This is a genomic window from Draconibacterium sp., assembly GCF_041583095.1.
In the GTDB taxonomy this organism is placed as follows: domain Bacteria; phylum Bacteroidota; class Bacteroidia; order Bacteroidales; family Prolixibacteraceae; genus Draconibacterium.
Map to the genome: position 1 here is coordinate 1 of NZ_JBFHGM010000073.1, position 19,343 is coordinate 19,343.

Annotated in this window: 17 protein-coding genes; 9 read left to right on the forward strand and 8 right to left on the reverse strand. The window is 38.5% G+C overall.

Translation table 11 applies throughout. The features are described 5' to 3' along the window. The 3 genes from ABZB17_RS09030 to ABZB17_RS09040 form a co-directional block, all read left to right on the forward strand. Positions 1–564, forward strand: a 564-nt coding sequence (locus ABZB17_RS09030) for an ammonia-forming cytochrome c nitrite reductase subunit c552 (RefSeq protein WP_372649564.1), incomplete at its 5' end; no start/stop codon positions are given. Positions 565–585: 21 nt separating this feature from the next. Continuing rightward, on the forward strand, positions 586–1,803 hold the full coding sequence (locus tag ABZB17_RS09035; RefSeq protein WP_372649565.1) for a hypothetical protein: 1,218 nt from the start codon (positions 586–588) through the stop codon (positions 1,801–1,803). 503 nt (positions 1,804–2,306) lie between these two features. Continuing rightward, positions 2,307–2,759 (forward strand): OsmC family protein, encoded by a 453-nt coding sequence (locus ABZB17_RS09040; protein WP_297098978.1) that lies wholly within the window; start codon positions 2,307–2,309, stop codon positions 2,757–2,759. A 244-nt stretch (positions 2,760–3,003) separates the two neighbouring features. Here ABZB17_RS09040 and narI read toward each other — a convergent pair whose 3' ends face one another. The 8 genes from narI to ABZB17_RS09080 form a co-directional block, all read right to left on the reverse strand. Then, a complete protein-coding gene (narI, locus tag ABZB17_RS09045) occupies positions 3,004–3,726 on the reverse strand; it encodes a respiratory nitrate reductase subunit gamma (RefSeq protein ID WP_372649567.1) in 723 nt (240 codons plus the stop codon). Beyond that, positions 3,726–4,349 (reverse strand): hypothetical protein, encoded by a 624-nt coding sequence (locus ABZB17_RS09050; protein WP_372649569.1) that lies wholly within the window; start codon positions 4,347–4,349, stop codon positions 3,726–3,728. Before ABZB17_RS09050 ends, narI begins: the two co-directional genes overlap by 1 nt. Continuing rightward, positions 4,350–5,840 (reverse strand): nitrate reductase subunit beta, encoded by a 1,491-nt coding sequence (gene narH, locus ABZB17_RS09055; RefSeq protein WP_297098972.1) that lies wholly within the window; start codon positions 5,838–5,840, stop codon positions 4,350–4,352. A 10-nt stretch (positions 5,841–5,850) separates the two neighbouring features. Further along, positions 5,851–9,465, reverse strand: a complete 3,615-nt coding sequence (locus ABZB17_RS09060; RefSeq protein ID WP_372649570.1) for a nitrate reductase subunit alpha — start codon at positions 9,463–9,465, stop codon at positions 5,851–5,853. A gap of 76 nt (positions 9,466–9,541) precedes the next feature. After that, entirely contained in the window at positions 9,542–10,435 is an 894-nt protein-coding gene (locus tag ABZB17_RS09065; protein ID WP_297098968.1) for a cytochrome c, read from the reverse strand. A 62-nt stretch (positions 10,436–10,497) separates the two neighbouring features. Then, entirely contained in the window at positions 10,498–10,974 is a 477-nt protein-coding gene (locus tag ABZB17_RS09070) for a hypothetical protein (RefSeq protein ID WP_372649571.1), read from the reverse strand. 47 nt (positions 10,975–11,021) lie between these two features. Continuing rightward, positions 11,022–12,620 (reverse strand): MFS transporter, encoded by a 1,599-nt coding sequence (locus ABZB17_RS09075; protein WP_372649573.1) that lies wholly within the window; start codon positions 12,618–12,620, stop codon positions 11,022–11,024. 16 nt (positions 12,621–12,636) lie between these two features. After that, the gene (locus tag ABZB17_RS09080) at positions 12,637–14,127 is read right to left on the reverse strand and encodes a nitrate/nitrite transporter (RefSeq protein ID WP_297098963.1); all 1,491 of its coding nucleotides are present in this window, start codon (positions 14,125–14,127) and stop codon (positions 12,637–12,639) included. Positions 14,128–14,819: 692 nt separating this feature from the next. On the opposite strand from ABZB17_RS09080, the gene ABZB17_RS09085 reads away from it, so the two are divergent. The 6 genes from ABZB17_RS09085 to ABZB17_RS09110 all read left to right on the forward strand — a co-directional run. Then, on the forward strand, positions 14,820–15,407 hold the full coding sequence (locus ABZB17_RS09085; RefSeq protein ID WP_372649575.1) for a TetR/AcrR family transcriptional regulator: 588 nt from the start codon (positions 14,820–14,822) through the stop codon (positions 15,405–15,407). 15 nt (positions 15,408–15,422) lie between these two features. Beyond that, positions 15,423–15,761: a cupin domain-containing protein gene (locus tag ABZB17_RS09090; RefSeq protein ID WP_372649577.1), complete on the forward strand. Its 339-nt coding sequence runs from the start codon at positions 15,423–15,425 to the stop codon at positions 15,759–15,761. Between the two features lie 59 nt (positions 15,762–15,820). Continuing rightward, entirely contained in the window at positions 15,821–16,387 is a 567-nt protein-coding gene (locus ABZB17_RS09095) for a hypothetical protein (protein WP_372649579.1), read from the forward strand. After that, complete coding sequence (locus tag ABZB17_RS09100; RefSeq protein ID WP_372649581.1) at positions 16,377–17,735, forward strand: TolC family protein; 1,359 nt, start codon at positions 16,377–16,379, stop codon at positions 17,733–17,735. The genes ABZB17_RS09095 and ABZB17_RS09100 overlap by 11 nt, the downstream gene beginning before the upstream one ends. A 6-nt stretch (positions 17,736–17,741) precedes the next feature. Further along, positions 17,742–18,794, forward strand: coding sequence for an efflux RND transporter periplasmic adaptor subunit (locus ABZB17_RS09105; RefSeq protein WP_045029453.1), 1,053 nt, complete (start codon positions 17,742–17,744; stop codon positions 18,792–18,794). Between the two features lie 7 nt (positions 18,795–18,801). Next, positions 18,802–19,343: efflux RND transporter permease subunit (locus ABZB17_RS09110; protein ID WP_372649583.1), on the forward strand; the 542-nt coding region annotated here is incomplete at its 3' end.

Consider the following 19,343-nt stretch of genomic DNA (forward strand, 5'->3'; position numbering starts at 1 on the left):
ACCGATCATCACATGCAATCTCCGTTAAATAATATTGCCAACTCATGTCAGGTATGTCATCGTGAAGAGGCAGGCACCCTGATGGCCAATGTTTACGAACGCCAGGATAAAATAATAGAAAACCGCGATAAGCTGGAGGAGCTGCTGGTTCGTGCTCATGTAGAGGCAAAAAAAGCCTGGGATCTCGGAGCTGAAGACGGTCAAATGCAGGATATTTTGATGGGAATACGTCATGCACAGTGGCGTTGGGATTATGCTGCAGCCAGTCATGGAGGCTCGTTCCATTCTCCAGTTGAAGTAGGTCGTGTTATTTCAACCGGAATTACTATTGCCCAGGAAACTCGAATTAAATTGGCCCGATTACTGGCTGATCTTGGGCATAATCAGGAAATTCCATATCCTGATATTGCAACCAAAGCAAAAGCTCAGGAGTTTATCGGCCTTGATATGGAAAAACTGAACGAAGACAAGCAGGATTTCCTGAAAACCATAGTGCCAAAATGGATGAAGGAAGCCGAAGAACGTGAGAAAACATACGACGCTGTTGTTCAGTTGCAGGAGTAATAAAAGCTAAATCCAAAAATTATGAATACTTCCAAGATTTCCATTTTGGTAATAGTGATTATATGCATCTCTTTCGCTGCAAAAGCACAGTTTTCACTATCGGGAGAATACAGGCCGCGAACCGAATTGAGCAGGGGATACAAGTCGCTTGCCATTGAAGATCAAAAAGCATCGTTGATTACATCTCAACGTACGAGGCTAAATGCCATGTTTAAAAACGAATACATTATAACCAGCCTGGTATTACAAGATGTAAGGCAATGGGGGAATCAGCCGCAATTAGTGAGTAACGAAGATTATGCGCTTTCGGTTCATCAGGCATGGGCCGAGGTGTTATTTACGCCTGAGTTTTCGTTAAAGGCAGGCCGACAGGAAGTGGTGTACGACGACCATCGTATTTTTGGTAACGTAGGCTGGGCACAGCAGGCACGCTCGCACGATATGGCCATTTTTAAATACGAAGACGATATAAAACTGCACTTTGGTATCGCGCATAATGAAAACAGCGATATTACCGATAACATTTACAATGGCCCTGATGCTTATAAAGATCTTCAATTCATATGGTTTAATAAAAGCTGGGAGAACAGCGCATTGAGTTTGATGCTTTTAAATAATGGTGTACCGTATATGCAGGAGGATGAACAGAAAAACCGGTACAGCCAGACCATTGGAGGAAGATATACCACCAATATTGAAGGAGTAAATCTGGCTAGTAATCTTTATTGGCAAACCGGGAAACATGTTTCGGGAGCGAAGATTAGTGCTTTGAACTTATTGTTTGAAGCGGCATATAAAAACTTTGTTGCAGGATATGAACGTCTGTCAGGAACCGATTACAACGAAACGGAGAAATATAAATCGTTTACGCCACTGTACGGCACCAACCATAAATTCAATGGTTTTATGGATTATTTTTATGTTGGTAGTCATATCGGATCGGTAGGATTAAACGATATTTATGTGAAATACAAGTACACGAAAGACCAGTTTGTGTTTGATGCGCATCTGCATTATTTTGGTGCTGCAGCCGAAATTGCCGCTGACGCATCTAACTATTTGGGGACCGAGCTTGACCTTTCAGGAAAATGGATCATAAATCCGTTCGCCTTAATTACGCTTGGATATTCAACGATGTTTGCCGGCGATTCGATGGAAATATTGAAAGGAGGTGATAGTTCTGTAGGGCAACATTGGGCATATCTGATGTTATCCGTTACACCATCGTTTATAAAATAAAGCCAATAGAAAGAATGTTAAGCATTTTATTCACTCGGCTATTATTACAACAATTTTTGTTAGATAAATCTTTTGAATCACACCAAATAACAAAGAAAAAACTAAATGGATCAAATTTTTTAGAAAGCTATATAGATGGCCGGCTATCGTTATAGCTTTTATTGTCGTACTTTTTTGCAGTCGCTGGAATTGTGATGCTTAGTTTCATATGGATTCAAAATTAAGATTTCAGTAATATTTTCATTTTGTTTCATGAATAGAAAAATCAGTATGTTTTTTTCTATATTTGTGACCTATATAGATGATAGGATAAATAGATTTAGATGAATAAACCGCTTTCCATAGCAAACAACATGATGATGTGTATGTGTTGCTGTATGTTTTCAAAACATGTGGAGGGTGGTTGTATGGATTAAAATATAGAAATAGTAAGTAAACTATAAATGTAACAAGCCCTTCACGATTTCGTGAAGGGCTTTTTTTTTAATTATAATTATAAAATTATGTCAGATTTAACGTTTAAAATTGAAGGAGAAGCCCAAACACCAGCACGTATAGCTGCAAGTGCCAGAGAATTTATCATAGTGGTAGATGAGCCACCTGCCTTGGGAGGGGATGACCAGGGAGCCAACCCTGTAGAGTATCTTTTGGCAAGTTATGCAGGATGTATTAACGTGGTTGCACACTTAACTGCCAAGGAATTGGGTATAAAATTGTCCGGATTAAGAATTCAGATAGAGGGCAACATTAATCCTGCCCGTTTGTTTGGAAAATCAGATGAAGACCGCGCAGGATTTAAACAAATAGAAGTGCTGTTTATACCTGAAACAAATGCCAGTCAAGAAGAAATTGAAAACTGGATCGCGACGATCAAAAACCGCTGTCCCATCAACGATAACCTGGCAAATCCAACACCACTCACATTCAACCTTATTCAGGAATTAGTAACGAATTAAAAAAAGTTTAAGTCTGGAATACTATTTAATATTCCAGAAACCATTGGAAAAACTCCTTTAGTTCGTTCAACTTAAGTTAATAAAAGTAGGGCCAAGGTTCTCGTAAATTTCAATAATAAAGGTTTTATTTGCTTGGTTCTTTCTTCGCTAATAGATAAAACAACCAGTATTGAACCTATAAATTGAAAAGCATCAAAACATGATTAATCTTTTGATGTTGTTTTACTAACAATTAAATATTTCATTAATTATTCCGGGCTTTCACCCCACGGTTAAAATCGGTAGCGCTGCGCCGGGTTTTTCGGTCCCAGTTCCATATAACAAATTGGTAAGCACGTATAATGTAAACAAACGGATAGACCAAAAAATGCATTAAGCGGGTAAACGGCACCATGCCTACAAATATAAATGCCGAAGTAATGTGCAATTTAATACTTAATGGCATGGCTGCCACCGCTTCGTATTTTGGACTAAATAGAAATATCGATTTTAAATATGGTGCCAGCGAAACAGCGAACCAGGCCGACCCCCAACGGTCGAAATACGCAATCCATAAACCGCTTATTACCTGAGTGAGTATCAAAACATAAACAACAATATCCATTTTTGAGGTAATATTTTTTAACCGCTCAAAAGCAAGCCTACGGTAAATTAATGTAACTATCCCAAACAATGAAAGCAGTCCAAATGCAAGCGCCGATATTTCAATGATTAATAAACGTGTTGGATGACCGGTAAACGAGATAACACTTTTGGGAAAGAGAAAGCCGATTAAATGGCCAAAAAACAGGGTAACAATTCCGATGTGAAACGCGTGGCTACCCCAATACAAAATACGGCTTTCGAGCAATTGCGATGAAAGTGACGACACTGAAAAAGGTTTTGTTCGGTATCGTATTACAGAACCTACTACAAACAAGAACAATGCCGCATAGGGCAATCCAATAAAAATAAAATCGTTGTACATTATCTTTTTCCTTTAAATTTTTTTCTTTCAATTAAAGACGTATCAATTCCGGTGATGTAATGGTTCAGAAAGTTTGGTTTTTCTTTTGATCCAATCCGAACGGGTTCGAATTCCGAGCTATTAAATTCAATTTTCAATAAGTTGATAAGAATTCCCATCGGAAGACGGTAGATATTCTTTTCGTTTACAAGTTTCTGTTGCATTTGCTCCAGGGCCGGTAGTACAATACTTACCGACAATTCTTCGGCAAAAGATTTGTCTTTAGTTTTACTCAGCAGAGTTAAAATATTTGGTAGAAAGTCAGCCAGATCCTTGCCACAATCATTACCTATTTTCTCTTGCACTTCTTTTATGTGATATAAAAAGCGACCACGCTTCGAGTCGTCGCCAAATATAATGTAGCCAATGTCAAGGTGACAAACTGCCCTTATGTCAAAGGTTTGTAAGTAATATTCTTCTAGCTCATGTAACGACTTTTCATTTGTGAAAGTCACAAATCCTTCCAATCTGGATGCCAGCACGACATCTTCTTTAATTAGCACTTCTGAAACTAACTGAATACTTTTAAGGGTATCAATAGTTGGGTATCTAAACAAATCAGCGATATATTTATAAATCTCCATTTACAATCCCCGTGTTGGTTTATGATGAAATCCAAAACCTGTATTTCCTTTTACATCGCCCGAGTCTTCAATCATTTCAAGAGCTTCTTCCCGATGTGCGGGAGGTATTACGTAACGTTCTTTAACGGTTGGTAAAGAGGTTAAACGATAAATATCGTCAGCCACTTCTCTGGTTACACCTACCTCTTTTAATATATCTTCGAGTTGCTCTTTATTTTGGTCCCCAACGGTTTCATCGCGACGAAACCAACGTACAGCCATCAATTTCTTTAATACATCTTTTATGATTTCTTCGTTTCTGGCCGAGAACAAACTTGCCATGTAGGAAATAGGTAAACGTGTATTTTCAATTCCTCCAAAAAGCTCTTTCGCTGAATTGTGGTAATTCCCGTCTTCCACTTTTCCCATCGTTGGCAACAATGGTGGCACATAAAATAAGTTAGGAATTGTTCTGAATTCGGGATGTAGAGGCAATGCAAGTCCCCATTCTTTTACAAATTTATAAACGGGCGATTTTTGCGCGGCTTCAAGGGTATCGTCGGAAATACCATTCTCTTTGGCTGCTTTAATTACCGCCGGACTTAACGGATCAAGATAAATTTCCATTTGGTTGGTGACCAAATCGGATTCATTAGAAATAGCAGCTGTTTTTATCATATCCGCATCGTATAACATTACTCCCAAATACCTGATCCTTCCAACGCAGGTATGCATACATGCCGGTGTTTGTCCTGTTTCCAGACGTGGGAAACAAAGAATACATTTTTCCGATTTTCCGGTGTTCCAATTATAATAGGTTTTTTTATATGGACATGCCGTTATGCACATTCTCCAGCCCCTGCATTTATTCTGGTTCACCAAAACTATGCCGTCTTCGCCACGTTTGTAAATAGCTCCTGATGGGCATGATGCCACACAGGATGGATTTAGACAATGATTGCAAATACGTGGCAAATAGTGCATTGTCATCTGTTCCAGTTGAAACATAGCTTCCTGTTCTGCCTGTGTTATGTTTTTAAGATTTACATCCTGACGTGCATAATCGGGAGTGCCGCTTAGGTCATCGTCCCAATTGGGGCCGCCTTTTACTTGCATTGGTTTGCCGGTTACCAGCGAAACAGGGCGTGCAGTAGGCTGGTCCTTGCTTTCGGGGGCATCAAACAGCTTACTGTAGTCGTAAGTCCATGGTTCGTAATAATCATCCATTTCGGGCATGTTCGGATTATGAAATATATTTTTTAAACCTTTCACTTTTCCGGCACCTTTTAATTTTAGAAAATGACTGTCTTTTTCCCATCCTCCTTTGTAAATCGACTGGTCTTCCCATTTTGTGGGGTATCCAGTACCGGGTTTTGTTTCCACATTGTTCCACCACATATATTCAGCACCTTTGCGATCGGTCCAGGTATTTTTACATGCAATTGAACAGGTATGGCAGCCGATACATTTATCGAGATGAAAAACCATTGATATTTGACTTCTTACATCCATGTCTTTATTTTTATCCTAATTCTACTCTTTTCATTTTTTGCACTAACACATGAGAATCGCGATTAACACCAACTGGCCCCCAGTAATTAAAATGATAGGAAAACTGTCCGTAACCACCAGCCAACAGGTTGGGTTTTAGTCGCACGCGAGTGAAACTATTGTGACCTCCACCTCTTTCGTAGCCCCGGACATCAGGTTTTGGTGACGAATAGGTACTTTCGGTGGCATGGTACACAATGCATATTCCTTTTGGTATTCGGGCGCTTACCACAGCTCGTGCACCGTAAACACCATAGTCATTAAATACTTCTACCCAATCGTTATCCTTAACCCCAATTTCCTCGGCATCTTCCTCGCTTAGCCAGCATGGAACCATTCCTCTAGAAAGCGTTAACATGCGTGCCGTATCGCTGTATGTTGTATGCATTTGCCATTTACCGTGCGGTGTTAAAACGTTTAAGACTTTTGCCTTTCCGGTAGCCACAGAGTTTTGCAAATCACCCAGCACATTTGGTTTTGGAGAAGGTTTGTAGGTGGGCATGTTTTCGCCAAACTTGATGTACATGTCATGATCAATATAAAAATGCTGACGGCCTGTTAAAGTCCTCCAGGGAACAAGACGTTCAACATTATAGGTAAATCCGGCATAAGCACGTTCGTTGGCCATAATACCCGACCAGACAGGAGAACTTATGTATCGTTGTGGTTTTGACTGCAGATCATTAAAATCAAGCTTAACATGTTTAAAATCTGAAGAAATATCACAAAGTGGCAGCCCTGTTCGTTTCTCTGCATTTTTGTAAGCACGGTGTGCCAGCTCGCCATTGGTAACTGAAGAAAAATGCAGAATAGCATTTATTGCTTCTTCGTCTTCCATTAACGAAGGATAGACTTCTCCTTTCACTTTTTGCAGGTGGTTTTTATCTTCCAATAATTTGTCGTAAAAGTCGGCAGTTTCAAAACTATTTCCATGTGCACCCATACCGTTCTTTGCATTGCGGCCAAGGGTAATAAACTTGTTGTAAATCTCAGTATATTCACGTTCAACAAATGCGATGTTATGCATGGTTTTTCCAGGTATCATCTCGCATTCGCCCTTGCTCCAGTCTTTAACATCGGTCTGAGCAATTTCTGACTTTGAATCGTGCATTAACGGCAGATTCACAATATCCTTTGTTTTGTGTGGAAAATGTGTCTTTGCCACTTCGGAGGTATGTTTTGCAATCTCCCTGAATATAGCCCAGTCGCTTTTTGCTTCCCAAACTGGTGGTACGGCAGCAGTAAGCGGATGGATAAAGGAATGCATGTCGGTAGAATTGATATCTGATTTTTCGTACCACGAAGCTGCTGGTAAAACAACATCAGAATACAATGCCGAAGTATCCATCCTGAAATTCAAGTCGATAATTAGATCCATTTTACCGCGTGGTGCTTCTTCTTTCCATTCTACATCGTTTACAAGGCCTTTGCCCAGTTCATTGGCCACCGAGTTATGATGGGTTCCTAGGTAATGCTTTTTAAAGAATTCGTCGCCTTTTGCACTCGACATCAAGGCATTCCCACGCCAAATGTACCATACCCTCGGAAAGTTTATTTCTTCATCGGGGGCTGCTACAGCATGTATAATTTCTTCTTCTTTTAGTTGTTTCAATAAATAATCCCGAATTTCGTCATCAGTTTTTGCGCCTGCATTCATTGCTTCTTTCGTAATGTCGAAATTCGACTTGTTGTATTGTGGGTAAAAGGGCATCCACCCATTTCGTACTGATTTTACAATCATGTCGGCGGTATGCAAACTACTTAGTTCATTTCTCGGCACAGTGTTGTAATCTTTATGATGTCCATCGTAGCGCCATTGATCGGAATTCATGTAATGCCAAATGGGGCCTTGCTGTAAACGGACGGGTCCCTGCCAGTCTTTTCCAGCCATGATGTGTCCCCACGAATCGACTACTGCTGCTTTTTCTTGACCTACGTAGTGGTTTAAGCCACCCCCGTTCTTTCCGATACAACCGGTTAGCATCAGAGTCATGGTTGCCGCTTTGTAGATTAGGTTGCAGTGGTACCAATGATTTACGCCGGCACCGATAATAACCATACATTTTCCGTTAGTGCGTTCTGCTGTAATGGCCCACTCGTGTGCAAATTTTATCACGTTTTTGGCTCCAATTCCGGTAAATACTTCCTGCCAGGCCGGAGTGTAAGCCTGTTCGCTTTCTTCGTATGATTCTGGATAATCTCCTTCGAGCCCGCGGTTTACACCAAACTGTGCCATTATTAAATCGTAAACTGTAGTTACAGTAACAGTGCCATCAACAGTTTTAACGTTTTTAACAGGTACACCACGTAGACGTTTCTTATTCAGACCAAATTCGGTAAACTCAACCTGTAAAACATCATCATTGTTTTCAAGTAAAGTTAAAAGCGGGTCGTAATCGCCGCCCACTTCGGCATCTGTAAATCTCATGTTCCAGTTTCCATCTCGGTCGTCCCAACGGTGTCCCGAACTTCCGCCAGGGCATACAAAATCACCATTTCTTTCGTCAATGTTCAGAAACTTCCAATCGCCGTTTATCGCATTTTTATATTTGCTTATTTTATTGGCTCGTAACAATTTGCCAGCTTTGTTGATTCCATCTTCATTGTTAATTTGAACTAAAAATGGACTATCGGTATAACGTTTTACATAGTTGATAAAATAAGGGATTTGTCTTTTGTGATGGTATTCTTTTAAAATGATGTGTGTAACCGCCATCCAGAATGCGCCATCCTGCCCTCCGTGAATAGGAATCCATTCGTCGGCATATTTGCCCGAGGCATTTAAATCGGGGGAGAAAACCACTGTTTTAGTGCCGTTGTGCCGGGCTTCCGAAAAATAATGTACGTCGGGGGTGCGTGTTTGTGTTACGTTAGATCCAACAGCTGCAATAAATTTCGCATTATACCAATCTGCACTTTCTGCTACATCGGTTTGTTCGCCCCAGGTTTCGGGGAACGACGGTGGTAAATCGCAATACCAGTCGTAGAAGCTGAGGTTAACACCACCCATCAATTGTAGAAAGCGTGATCCTCCAGCATAAGAAATCATCGACATAGCCGGAATTGGAGAAAATCCCACTAAACGATCGGGACCATATTTTTTTACAGTTGCAATGTTGGCTATAGAAATCAATTCCAAAGCTTCGTCCCAGGATACTCTTCGAAAACCGCCTTTCCCACGGGCATTCATGTAGCGTTTCCTTTTCTCTGGATCGGTCTGAATGTTTTCCCAGGCTGTCATGGCATCGCCGTGTTTGTTTTTTTCCTCGTGAAACAAATCTAGCAAGGCACCTCGCACCAAGGGATATTTAACCCGGATTGGGCTGTACAAATACCATGAGGCCGAGATGCCACGCTGGCAACCACGTGGTTCGTATGGCGGCACATTTTTGTCAATGATGGGATAATCCAACGCCTGTGTTTCCCAAACCACTACTCCGTTTTTTATGTGTATCATCCAACTACAACCACCTGTGCAGTTGGCGCCATGCGTACTTCTAACTACTTTGTCAAACTGCCACCTGTTCCGGTAAAAATCTTCCCATTGCCTGGTTTTGGGAGAAATTAAATCTTTAATCCAGCTCATATAATCGTTTTATTCGGTTCTACTTATTACAATTAAAGAATAAGCATTATTATACTTCAATTACCAGATATTCGTCTCAATGAAATTTGCTCTGCCTTTTCATAATCTGATAATTCACACTCCGTTTTTTACGTTTAAACCAAACCAATGCAATAAGTACAAGCAAAATGAACATGCCTTTTACGCCGTTTTTAATAAAGTCTGTAGGGGCAGCTTCAACCATTACATCTGCTTTGTCTGCATGCATTAGGTATACTTGTATTTTTACGCTTTCATCTTTTGTTAACACAGCTTCTTCGTATGCATTCTTCATTGCCGGAAAAGGGGGATGATCAATAATTCCTTTAATGCCTGCCAGTCCGCCGTTTCTCGAGAAGCTTTTGGTTAGATCAGCTGCCAGTAGACCGCCTTGTACTGCATTATCGCTATTTACATGATGGCATGAAATACAGGAGGGACCTCCATTTTTAAACGCTCTTTTTCCCTCAAAAAGTTCCTGACCTTTTATCAGGTTTTCTTCGGTGTAGATGCTTGCCAGATATTCGGTTGCTTGTGCCGCAGCAGTAGAGTCCGAAAGTGCATGCTCTTCGTTTTCTTTTTCTGATTCATTGGTACTGAAACTGTCAATATATTTAACTAGCGCATCCAGTTCGGGATCGGAAAAATTGTAATCCATCATCGGCAGTTTGTTGAATTCTTCGAAAAGGGCAACTGCATCAGGGTCTCCGGCTTTTATCATTCTTTGGGACGATTTAATAAAGTTTTTTATCCAGCTAACGTCCCGGCGCTTGCTTACATCCAGTAAATCAGGACCCAGTAGCTTACCTCCTCCAATAGTGTGGCAGGCTCTGCACTGCTGAAACAATTTTTCGCCATCTTGTGCAACTGCATTCGAAAAAACAAAAAGCAACACAACTAAATAAATTGTTACTGAGACTTTTTTGTGATTTAGACTTGTTATTAACTTCATTTTTTTAGCCTTGGTATTATTGAGTTTTATTATTTCTACTGATAGTATCTGTATCTGGTTATTTATGCAGGCAATTCAAATTCGGTTGCCCATTCAAGTTCTGCATCGGTGTTTATTAGTCTTACTTTCAAATACTTCTTTTCGTCGTCTTTTACATCTAATTCCCTCGAAATTATAGTACTTGTTCCTTTGTTTTTATCATTCACTACGTCTCCCAGTCGTGGCAAAAAGGGATAGCAGATACTTATTTTATGGTCTTCATCTGTCACCATATTCATTGCCTGATTAAAAAGTATCATTTCAAAGGTTTCAACAATGATATCGTTTGTCAATCTGTTTTTTTCTTCATCACCAAGTTCATACACCCACTCCATAAAAATCCTAATCGTTCTCTCCTTTAATTTTCTCTGAATATTTTCAGGAAATGGTGTTCTGATATGATCATTATTATTAAACCAGAATTTAAAGGATTCATCGATAAAATCGTGCCCGATAAAATCCTGTTCATTTATAAATATTTCAAATTCTTTGTCGGTCATTGAATAATAGTATTTAGTTCCGAATTGATTCTTAATATCTGTTCTGTTTAACAATCAATTCCTGAATTTTTGCGTTCGTAATGCCACCAGTTTAAAACAAGACATATAGCATAGTATACAGCAAATCCATACAAAGCATATTCAGGATGTCCAAATTCAATTTGTTGTCCAAAAATCTTAGGAATAATAAAAGCTCCATACGCAGCTATTGCGGCAGTCCAACCTAATACGGGGCCTGCTTGCTCTTTATTAAAAATATACGGGATGCTTCTGAAGGTTGATCCATTTCCAATTCCTGTAGTTAAAAACAACACCATGAAGCTGGCAAAAAATGGCCACCAATAGGTTTCTGGTGTCGCACTATTTCTTGCCTGAATAACGAAATATGCAACAGCAATAGTTGCCAGGATTTGTACAGTGGTACTCATGGCAGTAACTTTTGATCCACTGTTTACTTTATCGGATAACCACCCACCGAACGGACGAATTAAAGCACCAATTACCGGCCCTAAAAAGACCCACATTAAGAAATTAGGAGCGTTGGGATTAAGGTAGGACGGGTCGTTTGGATTACTAAACACAAAAATATCCTGACACAACTTAGGAAAAGCTGCAGAAAAACCTATAAAAGAGCCAAAAGTCATGGTGTATATAATGGTCATTATCCAGGTATGCTTATTACTGAATATTGCAAATTGCTTGTTTAGATTGGTTTTTATGGCGCCCGGTGTGGCATATTTCATGAGCAGCAAAGTAAGGATAACTACAACTGGCAATACTATCCACATATTTAGTTTCAGATCGATTAACAGATAAGTGCCAATGAACGCGGCTACCAGTCCTAAAACAATCATGTAAGAGGCTTTTCCTAGTCCCTGTAAAGTGGAAGGTAATTTAGGAGTTCCGGTGATAACATTGTTCATCCCAAAGAATGCAGCTATAGATACCAGTACCAATACAGGAACCCAAACCCAACCTGCATTTTGAAAACCTGATAGCGGCTCTCCGAAGGCGTTGTTTACATCTTTACCTACAACGCCAAAAAAAGTGAGTCCGATAATCCACGGAATCGTTTTTTGCATTACGCCTACGCCAAGGTTTCCGATTCCTGCATTTAAACCCAGAGAAGTACCTTGAATACGTTTTGGAAAAAAGAAGCTGATGTTACTCATGGAAGAGGAAAAGTTCCCTCCACCAAAGCCCGAAAGTGCAGCCAACACCGCAAAAGTAATATACGGTGTATTTACATCTTGCAAGGCAAATCCAACCCCGATAACAGGAATAAGCAGCAATGCCGTGGTAAGGAAAATTACATTTCGGCCACCGCTCATCGAAATCAAAAAAGAGTTGGGAATACGTAATGTTGCACCTGCAAGTCCTGCAATTGCCGGTAAAGTATAGTACAAGTTATTAATTTCCTTCAATCTTTCCGTAATTTGCACCGCATTCATTTCCGGCGTAATCATTCCGAAGTTAAAACCAAAAGCTTTCATTTTTGTGGCGATTATACTCCACATCATCCATACTGCAAATGCCAGCAAAAGTGCAGGTATGGAAATCCACAGGTTTCGGTTCGCTATTTTATTCCCTTTTTCATTCCAAAAGGAAGAATCTTCAACGTTCCAATTTTTAATATTAATCATCATTTTAACGGTTTTGGTTTTATTTTGCTTCAATGTTTAATGCTATTTCAGGAGCATTCTGTCTGTTCATCTTAGTTATTGTTCGATGCATCCATATTAAACAGATTGCCGACAGGAACATCATAAACAGCCAGCAAGAGGTCCATAAACCGGTTCCTTTTAATAAGTAGCCAAAAATGATGGGACAAAAAAATCCGCCAAGGCCACCAAGAACGCCTACCATTCCACCAACTACACCCACTTCATCGGGGAAATAATCAGGAATATGTTTATAAACCGCAGCCTTCCCAATTCCCCAAATGCTGCCAATAAGAATAACAAGCACCGCAAAAATCCATACATTGGCTTGGAAATAAATTTTTGTAACTCCTTTTACCAGTAATTGCTTACGAACTACTTTATCGCCCACCTTAACAACAGGTTCCTGCCAGGCTTCTTTTGATGGCAGCACCAATAATTTGTCATCAAGACTTTCCGAATCGCCGCTTTTAACCTTTACCGGATATTCTTTCTCACCCACTTTTACCATGTTTTCGGAAACAAAAGTTACAACACCATCTTGTTTGGCCATAATTCCTTGGCCCGGTGAAACAATTTCCATTTTGGGGATAAAAAGCAAAGCACTAATAACCAATGATGAGCCCAATACCCAATACATTACTTTACGTGCACCGTATTGATCCGACATCCAACCTCCAACAGCACGAATTACACCTGAGGGTAAACTAAATAAGGCGGTAAAAATCCCGGCAGTTACCAAAGGCAGGTAATAAACATTTACAAAATAAGGTACTAACCATTGTGAAAATGCTACAAAACAGCCAAATACCAAAAAATAGTATAACCCAAAACGCCAAACCCGAACATTCTTAAGTGGGCTTAAAATTTGCTTCATATTTTTGGTTGATGAAGCTGGTTTTTTATTTTCAGTAAACAGCAAAAATATTATACCCATTATAATTAAAGCTGTTCCATAAATAAGCGGTAGCTTACGCCAGCCTTCAATATGTGCACCATCATTAGTAAGCCAGTTAAGAACAGTGGGGGCAAAAAATGTAGTTATAGCTGCTCCCGCATTACCTGCTCCAAAAATACCCAAGGCAGTTCCTTGGCGGTGTTTGGGATACCAAACGGAAGTGTAGGCAATGCCAATGGCAAAACTCACACCAGTTAAACCAAATCCAAAACTATATAGGGCAAAAAAGAAAAACGTATTAGCAGTAGATAGTAGAAACAGTGGAATGGAACAAACTAATAGTAAAATACCATAAACCCATTTCCCTCCAAATTTATCCGTGAGAATACCGGCGGGTAATCGAAAAATAGCTCCTGTTAGTACCGGAATACCCATTAACCATCCTATTTTCACCGGTCCCCAGTCAAATACCTGATTGTTAACCAAGAAGGTCACTAAAACACCATTTAGCATCCAAACCGCAAAGCAGATAGTAAAAGCAAGCGTATTAAAGAAAAGCATTCGATGGGACTTGACCGTAGCGACTTGTTCCATGGTTAGTAATGTTAGTTTTTGGTTGTATGATCTAAACAATTTTAAGTAACATTTTATCAGAAAAATGTAACAAATGGTACAAATTGATCAATTGTATTTTTAAATTTCGGACAAAGTCAAGATTATTACTTTATCTGATTTAGAGATATTCATTGTTATGCTTCCAAAATGAGTCAAAATTTAGAGCAAACCATAATGAAACAATAATTAAAATCTATCTCTGCTAAAATCAAGTATTACGGTTTTACTAAAATGAGGAAGATTGGGGCTGTCATTTCGAGGCATTCATCAATTTTCTAATTTTAATTTTGCAGTACTTATACCTTGCATTGCTACTTAATCTACGAAATTAAATTGTGAAGTAACTTTCGAAAGTACATCATGTTCGGTTTAAATTATATACAAGTATTAAGAAGATGAACTAGAATAGGAGCGCAATAAATTTGAATTTCAAGACAAAATTCTCGACTCGTTAAACCATAAGTACGCTAAATCTGAGATGTGGTTTATAATGGTTCTATTAAAATTATATAAATTAAAAACGGCTAGTATTTCCGCGAAACATACCCTTCGGGACTTTTTTATAACTAGTTCACTTGTTTAAGAAAAAAATAAATATAGAAATATTTGGATAAGGGGGAAAAATAGCTTTACTTTGTGAGTGAATATTCACATACTTTTAAATGTAGATTATGTCGCAACAATTATCCGATCGTCAACAACAGATTATAGATGTGTCACTTGAGTTAATTTCTGAAAATGGAATTCAGGGGCTTACAATAAAAAATCTTGCAAAAAAAATAGGTTTTTCCGAATCAGCTATATACAGGCACTATGAAAATAAAATTGAAATTTTAGTGGCAATTCTGAACTATTTTAAAGAGAATACAGAACATATTTTTGTTACCGAACTGAAATCGGATGAAGATACGTTAACAAAAATCCAGAACCTTTTTATTAATCAATTCAGGATTTTTACAAAATCGCCATCCTTTTTGGCCGTTATTTTTTCCGAAGAGTTATTTCGTAACGAGACAATTCTGAGTGAACGGGTAGCTGAAATAATGAATAATAATTTAGACACACTTACACAAATAATAAGAGTCGGGCAAAAGAAAGACGAGTTGAGAAACGACATTGAAGCTTCGCATTTGGCCCTTGTTGTGATGGGGGCACTGCGGTTATTTGTAAAAAAATGGCAAATCTCGAATCATTCATTTGATCTTAGAAAAGAAGGTTTAAAAATTACACAAAGTATATCAGTTATTATTAAAAACTAATTTGAACATATAAATATGAAGATTATCAAATTATCAGACCAAAACAAAGAAGAAACTCCTCACAATGTTGATGTTCGTAAAATGTACGATAAAAAATCTGCTCAGGCAGTACACATTACACTTCAGGCAGGTGAAACATTAAAACCTCACATTACCTCAGTGGATGTATTTTTCTATGTTTTGGAAGGAACACCAACAATTCAGATTGGAGATCATAAGGCGGAAGTTTACAAAGATTGTTTGGTCGAAAGTCCAAAGAACATCGTTCATTGTATATACAATCTTTCTTCTTCGACCACTCGTATTCTCGTAGTTAAAGCTCCAAGACCTACAAGCAAAAGTAAATTACTTTGAACGGATTCATATTTTTTTGAATACTAAGTAAGTGAGTGTTCACTCTTATTTATGACGTCATGAAAACAAATAATACACAAATTTTAGGTATAGCGGCCGGAATAATACAAAATTCCGGCTTAGCTGCCCTTTCCATTCAAAAGCTGGCCGAGAAGTTAGGTGTAAATAGGGAAGAACTTGATTCTCACTTTTTAGATAAAGATGATGATATAATTCTTATTATCCTGTTAGCACTTGAAAATGATTTGATTCTTTTAATACGAAAAATTAAGAATAAGCACACTACACCAGAAGCAGAATTAAAATTATTCTTTAAAGGTCTCTATTCTCTCTTCCTTCAAAAAACATATTATTTATCAATTCTATTCGATAAAGATTTGCATCAACGTGACAATGAAATTAAAACTGCTATTCGAAGAATTAAAGTACTATCAGTTAAATACCTTACAGATTTAATTGAGGAAGGAAAAGATACAAATACATTTAAAACACCATTATCTTCCAGGTTTTTGGCACACAGTATACTAGCTAATTTCCGAAGTATAATGAATGACGAACAGCGGATGAACGAAATGATAATAGAATTAAAGAACATAGAAAATCAGAATATTAAGAATGAAGATTAAAAAATTTTTCAATACGAAGTTAGTGAGTATTCACAGACAATGTTTGTGTTTGGTGTTATTTGGGCTAATAATTTTATCGTTTTCTGCAAAAGGCCAAACCTGGTCGTTACGACAATGTATTGATACGGCATTGGTGAATAACAAAAATCTACAAATAAGTCGTAACAACATAGAACTTGGCACAGAAAGGCAGGGAGAAGCAAAAGCAAATTTGTTGCCGAAAATTAATTTAAGTGCCGATTACAAATATTTCTTCGATTTGCCTTACCAGCTTATGCCGCAGTCGGCGTTTGGTGGCACCGAAGGGCAGTTTAAAGAAATGCAAATGGGGGTTCCGCACAATATTAGTACCAGCATTCAACTTACGCTACCGCTTTATAATCCGCAAATTTATGGGGGAATTAAAAGCACACAAATTGCTGTCGAATTAAACGAACTGCAGTACGAAAAATCAGAAGAAGAAATACTTTTTGAGATTTCAAACATTTATTACAACGCCCAGATTTTATTGCATCAGCAGCATTTTATTGAGGGAAATTTAGCCAATACGCAGAAGCTACGGAAAAATCTGGAGCTACTTTATACTCAGCAAATGATAAAAAGAAGCGATGTAACAAAAGTAGTATTACAGGAAGAGCAGCTTGAAACTCAGCTTGAGCTGGTTAACAGCAATTACAATCAAGTACTTAATGCCCTAAAGTTTTTAGTGGGAATTTCGTTTCAGGACGACATGCTAATTGAAAGAGAAATTAAATTTGATGTACCAGCCGCTTATACGCATCTGTCAATTGTTGATTTAGAGTTGGCCTTAACACAAAAAGAATTACTGAAAAGCGAATTACAGACCTTAAAAAACTCGCGACTGCCAACAGTTTCTTTGTTCGGTAGTTACGGTCAGAATGGATTCGGCTACAACGAGGAGCCGAACGAATTTTTAGAATTCTTCCCCAGTAGTTTTACCGGACTACAACTTACGGTGCCCATATTTAGCGGAACTGTTACTCAACGTAAAATAAAACAGAAGAAAATTGAAATTGAGAATAGCAGATTGCAACTCCAGAACATAGCAGAACAGAATAATATGTTGGTTGAAAATGCTCGGCGAAAAAGATTGGTTACCAAACAAACTATTGATAATACATTGAACCAAATTGATTTGGCCGAAACAGTTTATCACGATATGTTGCTTCAGCAAAAAGAAGGAACATCAAGTTTAACCGAAGTACTAATGGCAGACAATGCTTTAAGAGAAGCCCAACAAAGCAATTTATCTGCAATTGTTGATTACCTGAAAGTTGATTTAGAACTCAAAAAATTAACAGGCAACATCTCACAACAGAAAAACTAGAACACCATGATAAAAAAAATTATTTTAATTGCAGTAGCCATAGCCATACTTGCCGCTACTGCTTTCAAACTCAAAACGAATAAAGAAGTGGCGGAAAAAAGGGTTTACAAATACGATATTGATAAACCAATTACCGTAAAATCCATAGTATTAAAACCTGAAAACGCAGCAACCAGTACTGTTTTTGCAGGGAATTTTCAAGCCTTACGTGAGAGTAAATTGAGTACCGATGTGCAGGGAAAAGTTCTTGAGATATACGTTGATCAAGGAAGTATGGTTGAAGAAAACCAGGCTCTAATTCAGCTCGATAATTCGCTACTAAAACTTCAGCTGCAATCGGTTGAGGTAAAAATTGAAGAGCTAACGAAGGATGTAAAACGTTATAAAGTATTGACTGAGGCCGATGCTATCCAGGGAATCCAGCTTGAAAAAACAGAATTGGCTTTAAAATCAGCCTTAATTCAAAAAGCTACCTTACTGGAGCAGATCAATAAAACCACTATTAGGGCACCTTTTAACGCTGTAGTTACAGCAAAAATGACCGAAGAAGGAGCTTTTGCTGCACCTGGTATTCCGTTGTTACAAATCACTGATATTTCAATACTGAAATTTACTGTAAATGTACCAGAGAATAGCTTGTCGAAGTTTGAGCTGAATAAAAATTATACAGTTTCTGCTGATGCTTTTCCTGATATTCAACTTTCAGGCCAAACAACAATGCTTGGTAGTAAGGCCAATATAGGCAACAGTTTTCCGGTTCAATTATTGGTTAAGAATACTAATAGCCACGAAATTAAGTCGGGTATGTTTGGGAAAGTAATATTGCAAGACGATACCGACACATCACAAATTACAATTCCGGCTTCGGCACTTGTTGGAACTACTATAAAACCACAGGTTTATCTGATAGAAAACGGTAGAGCGCAACTACGCGACATTATTGTTGCTGAAAGAATTGAAAATAGAATTGTTATTGCCGGCGGTCTTAAACCAGGAGACGAAATTGTAAGTAATGGTTTTATCAACTTGTATAACAATGCCAATGTAAACCCAAAATAGTCACACTATGAATATTACTGAAATATCGATAAAACGACCGTCACTCATTATTGTTCTTTTTAGCGTGTTTACACTACTCGGAATAGTTGGATATAAAAATCTGAGCTACGAATTGCTCCCCGATTTTAATCAACCCGTGGTAGTAATAAAAACGATGTATCCTGGTGCCGAACCACAGGAAGTTGAGACTTCTGTTTCACGCGAAATAGAGGATGCTCTTTCTAATTTAGAAGGTGTGGATTACCTCGAAACAAAATCAATGTCAAATGTGTCAGTTATTATTGCCAACCTAAAATATGGCACTGATATTGACAATGCCATGCAGGATGCACAGCGTTATATCGATAATATTATTCAAGATCTTCCGGATGATATTGAAAGCCCATCGATGAGTAAGGTATCGCCCAACGATTTACCAATAATGTCGATTAATGCCACTAGTAATTTGCCTGCTACGCAGTTTTATCAGAAAATGCAGGACGACTTTCTTCCACAGATTCAGCAACTTCAGGGGGTGGCCGAAATAACTTTGTTGGGTGGCGAAGAGCG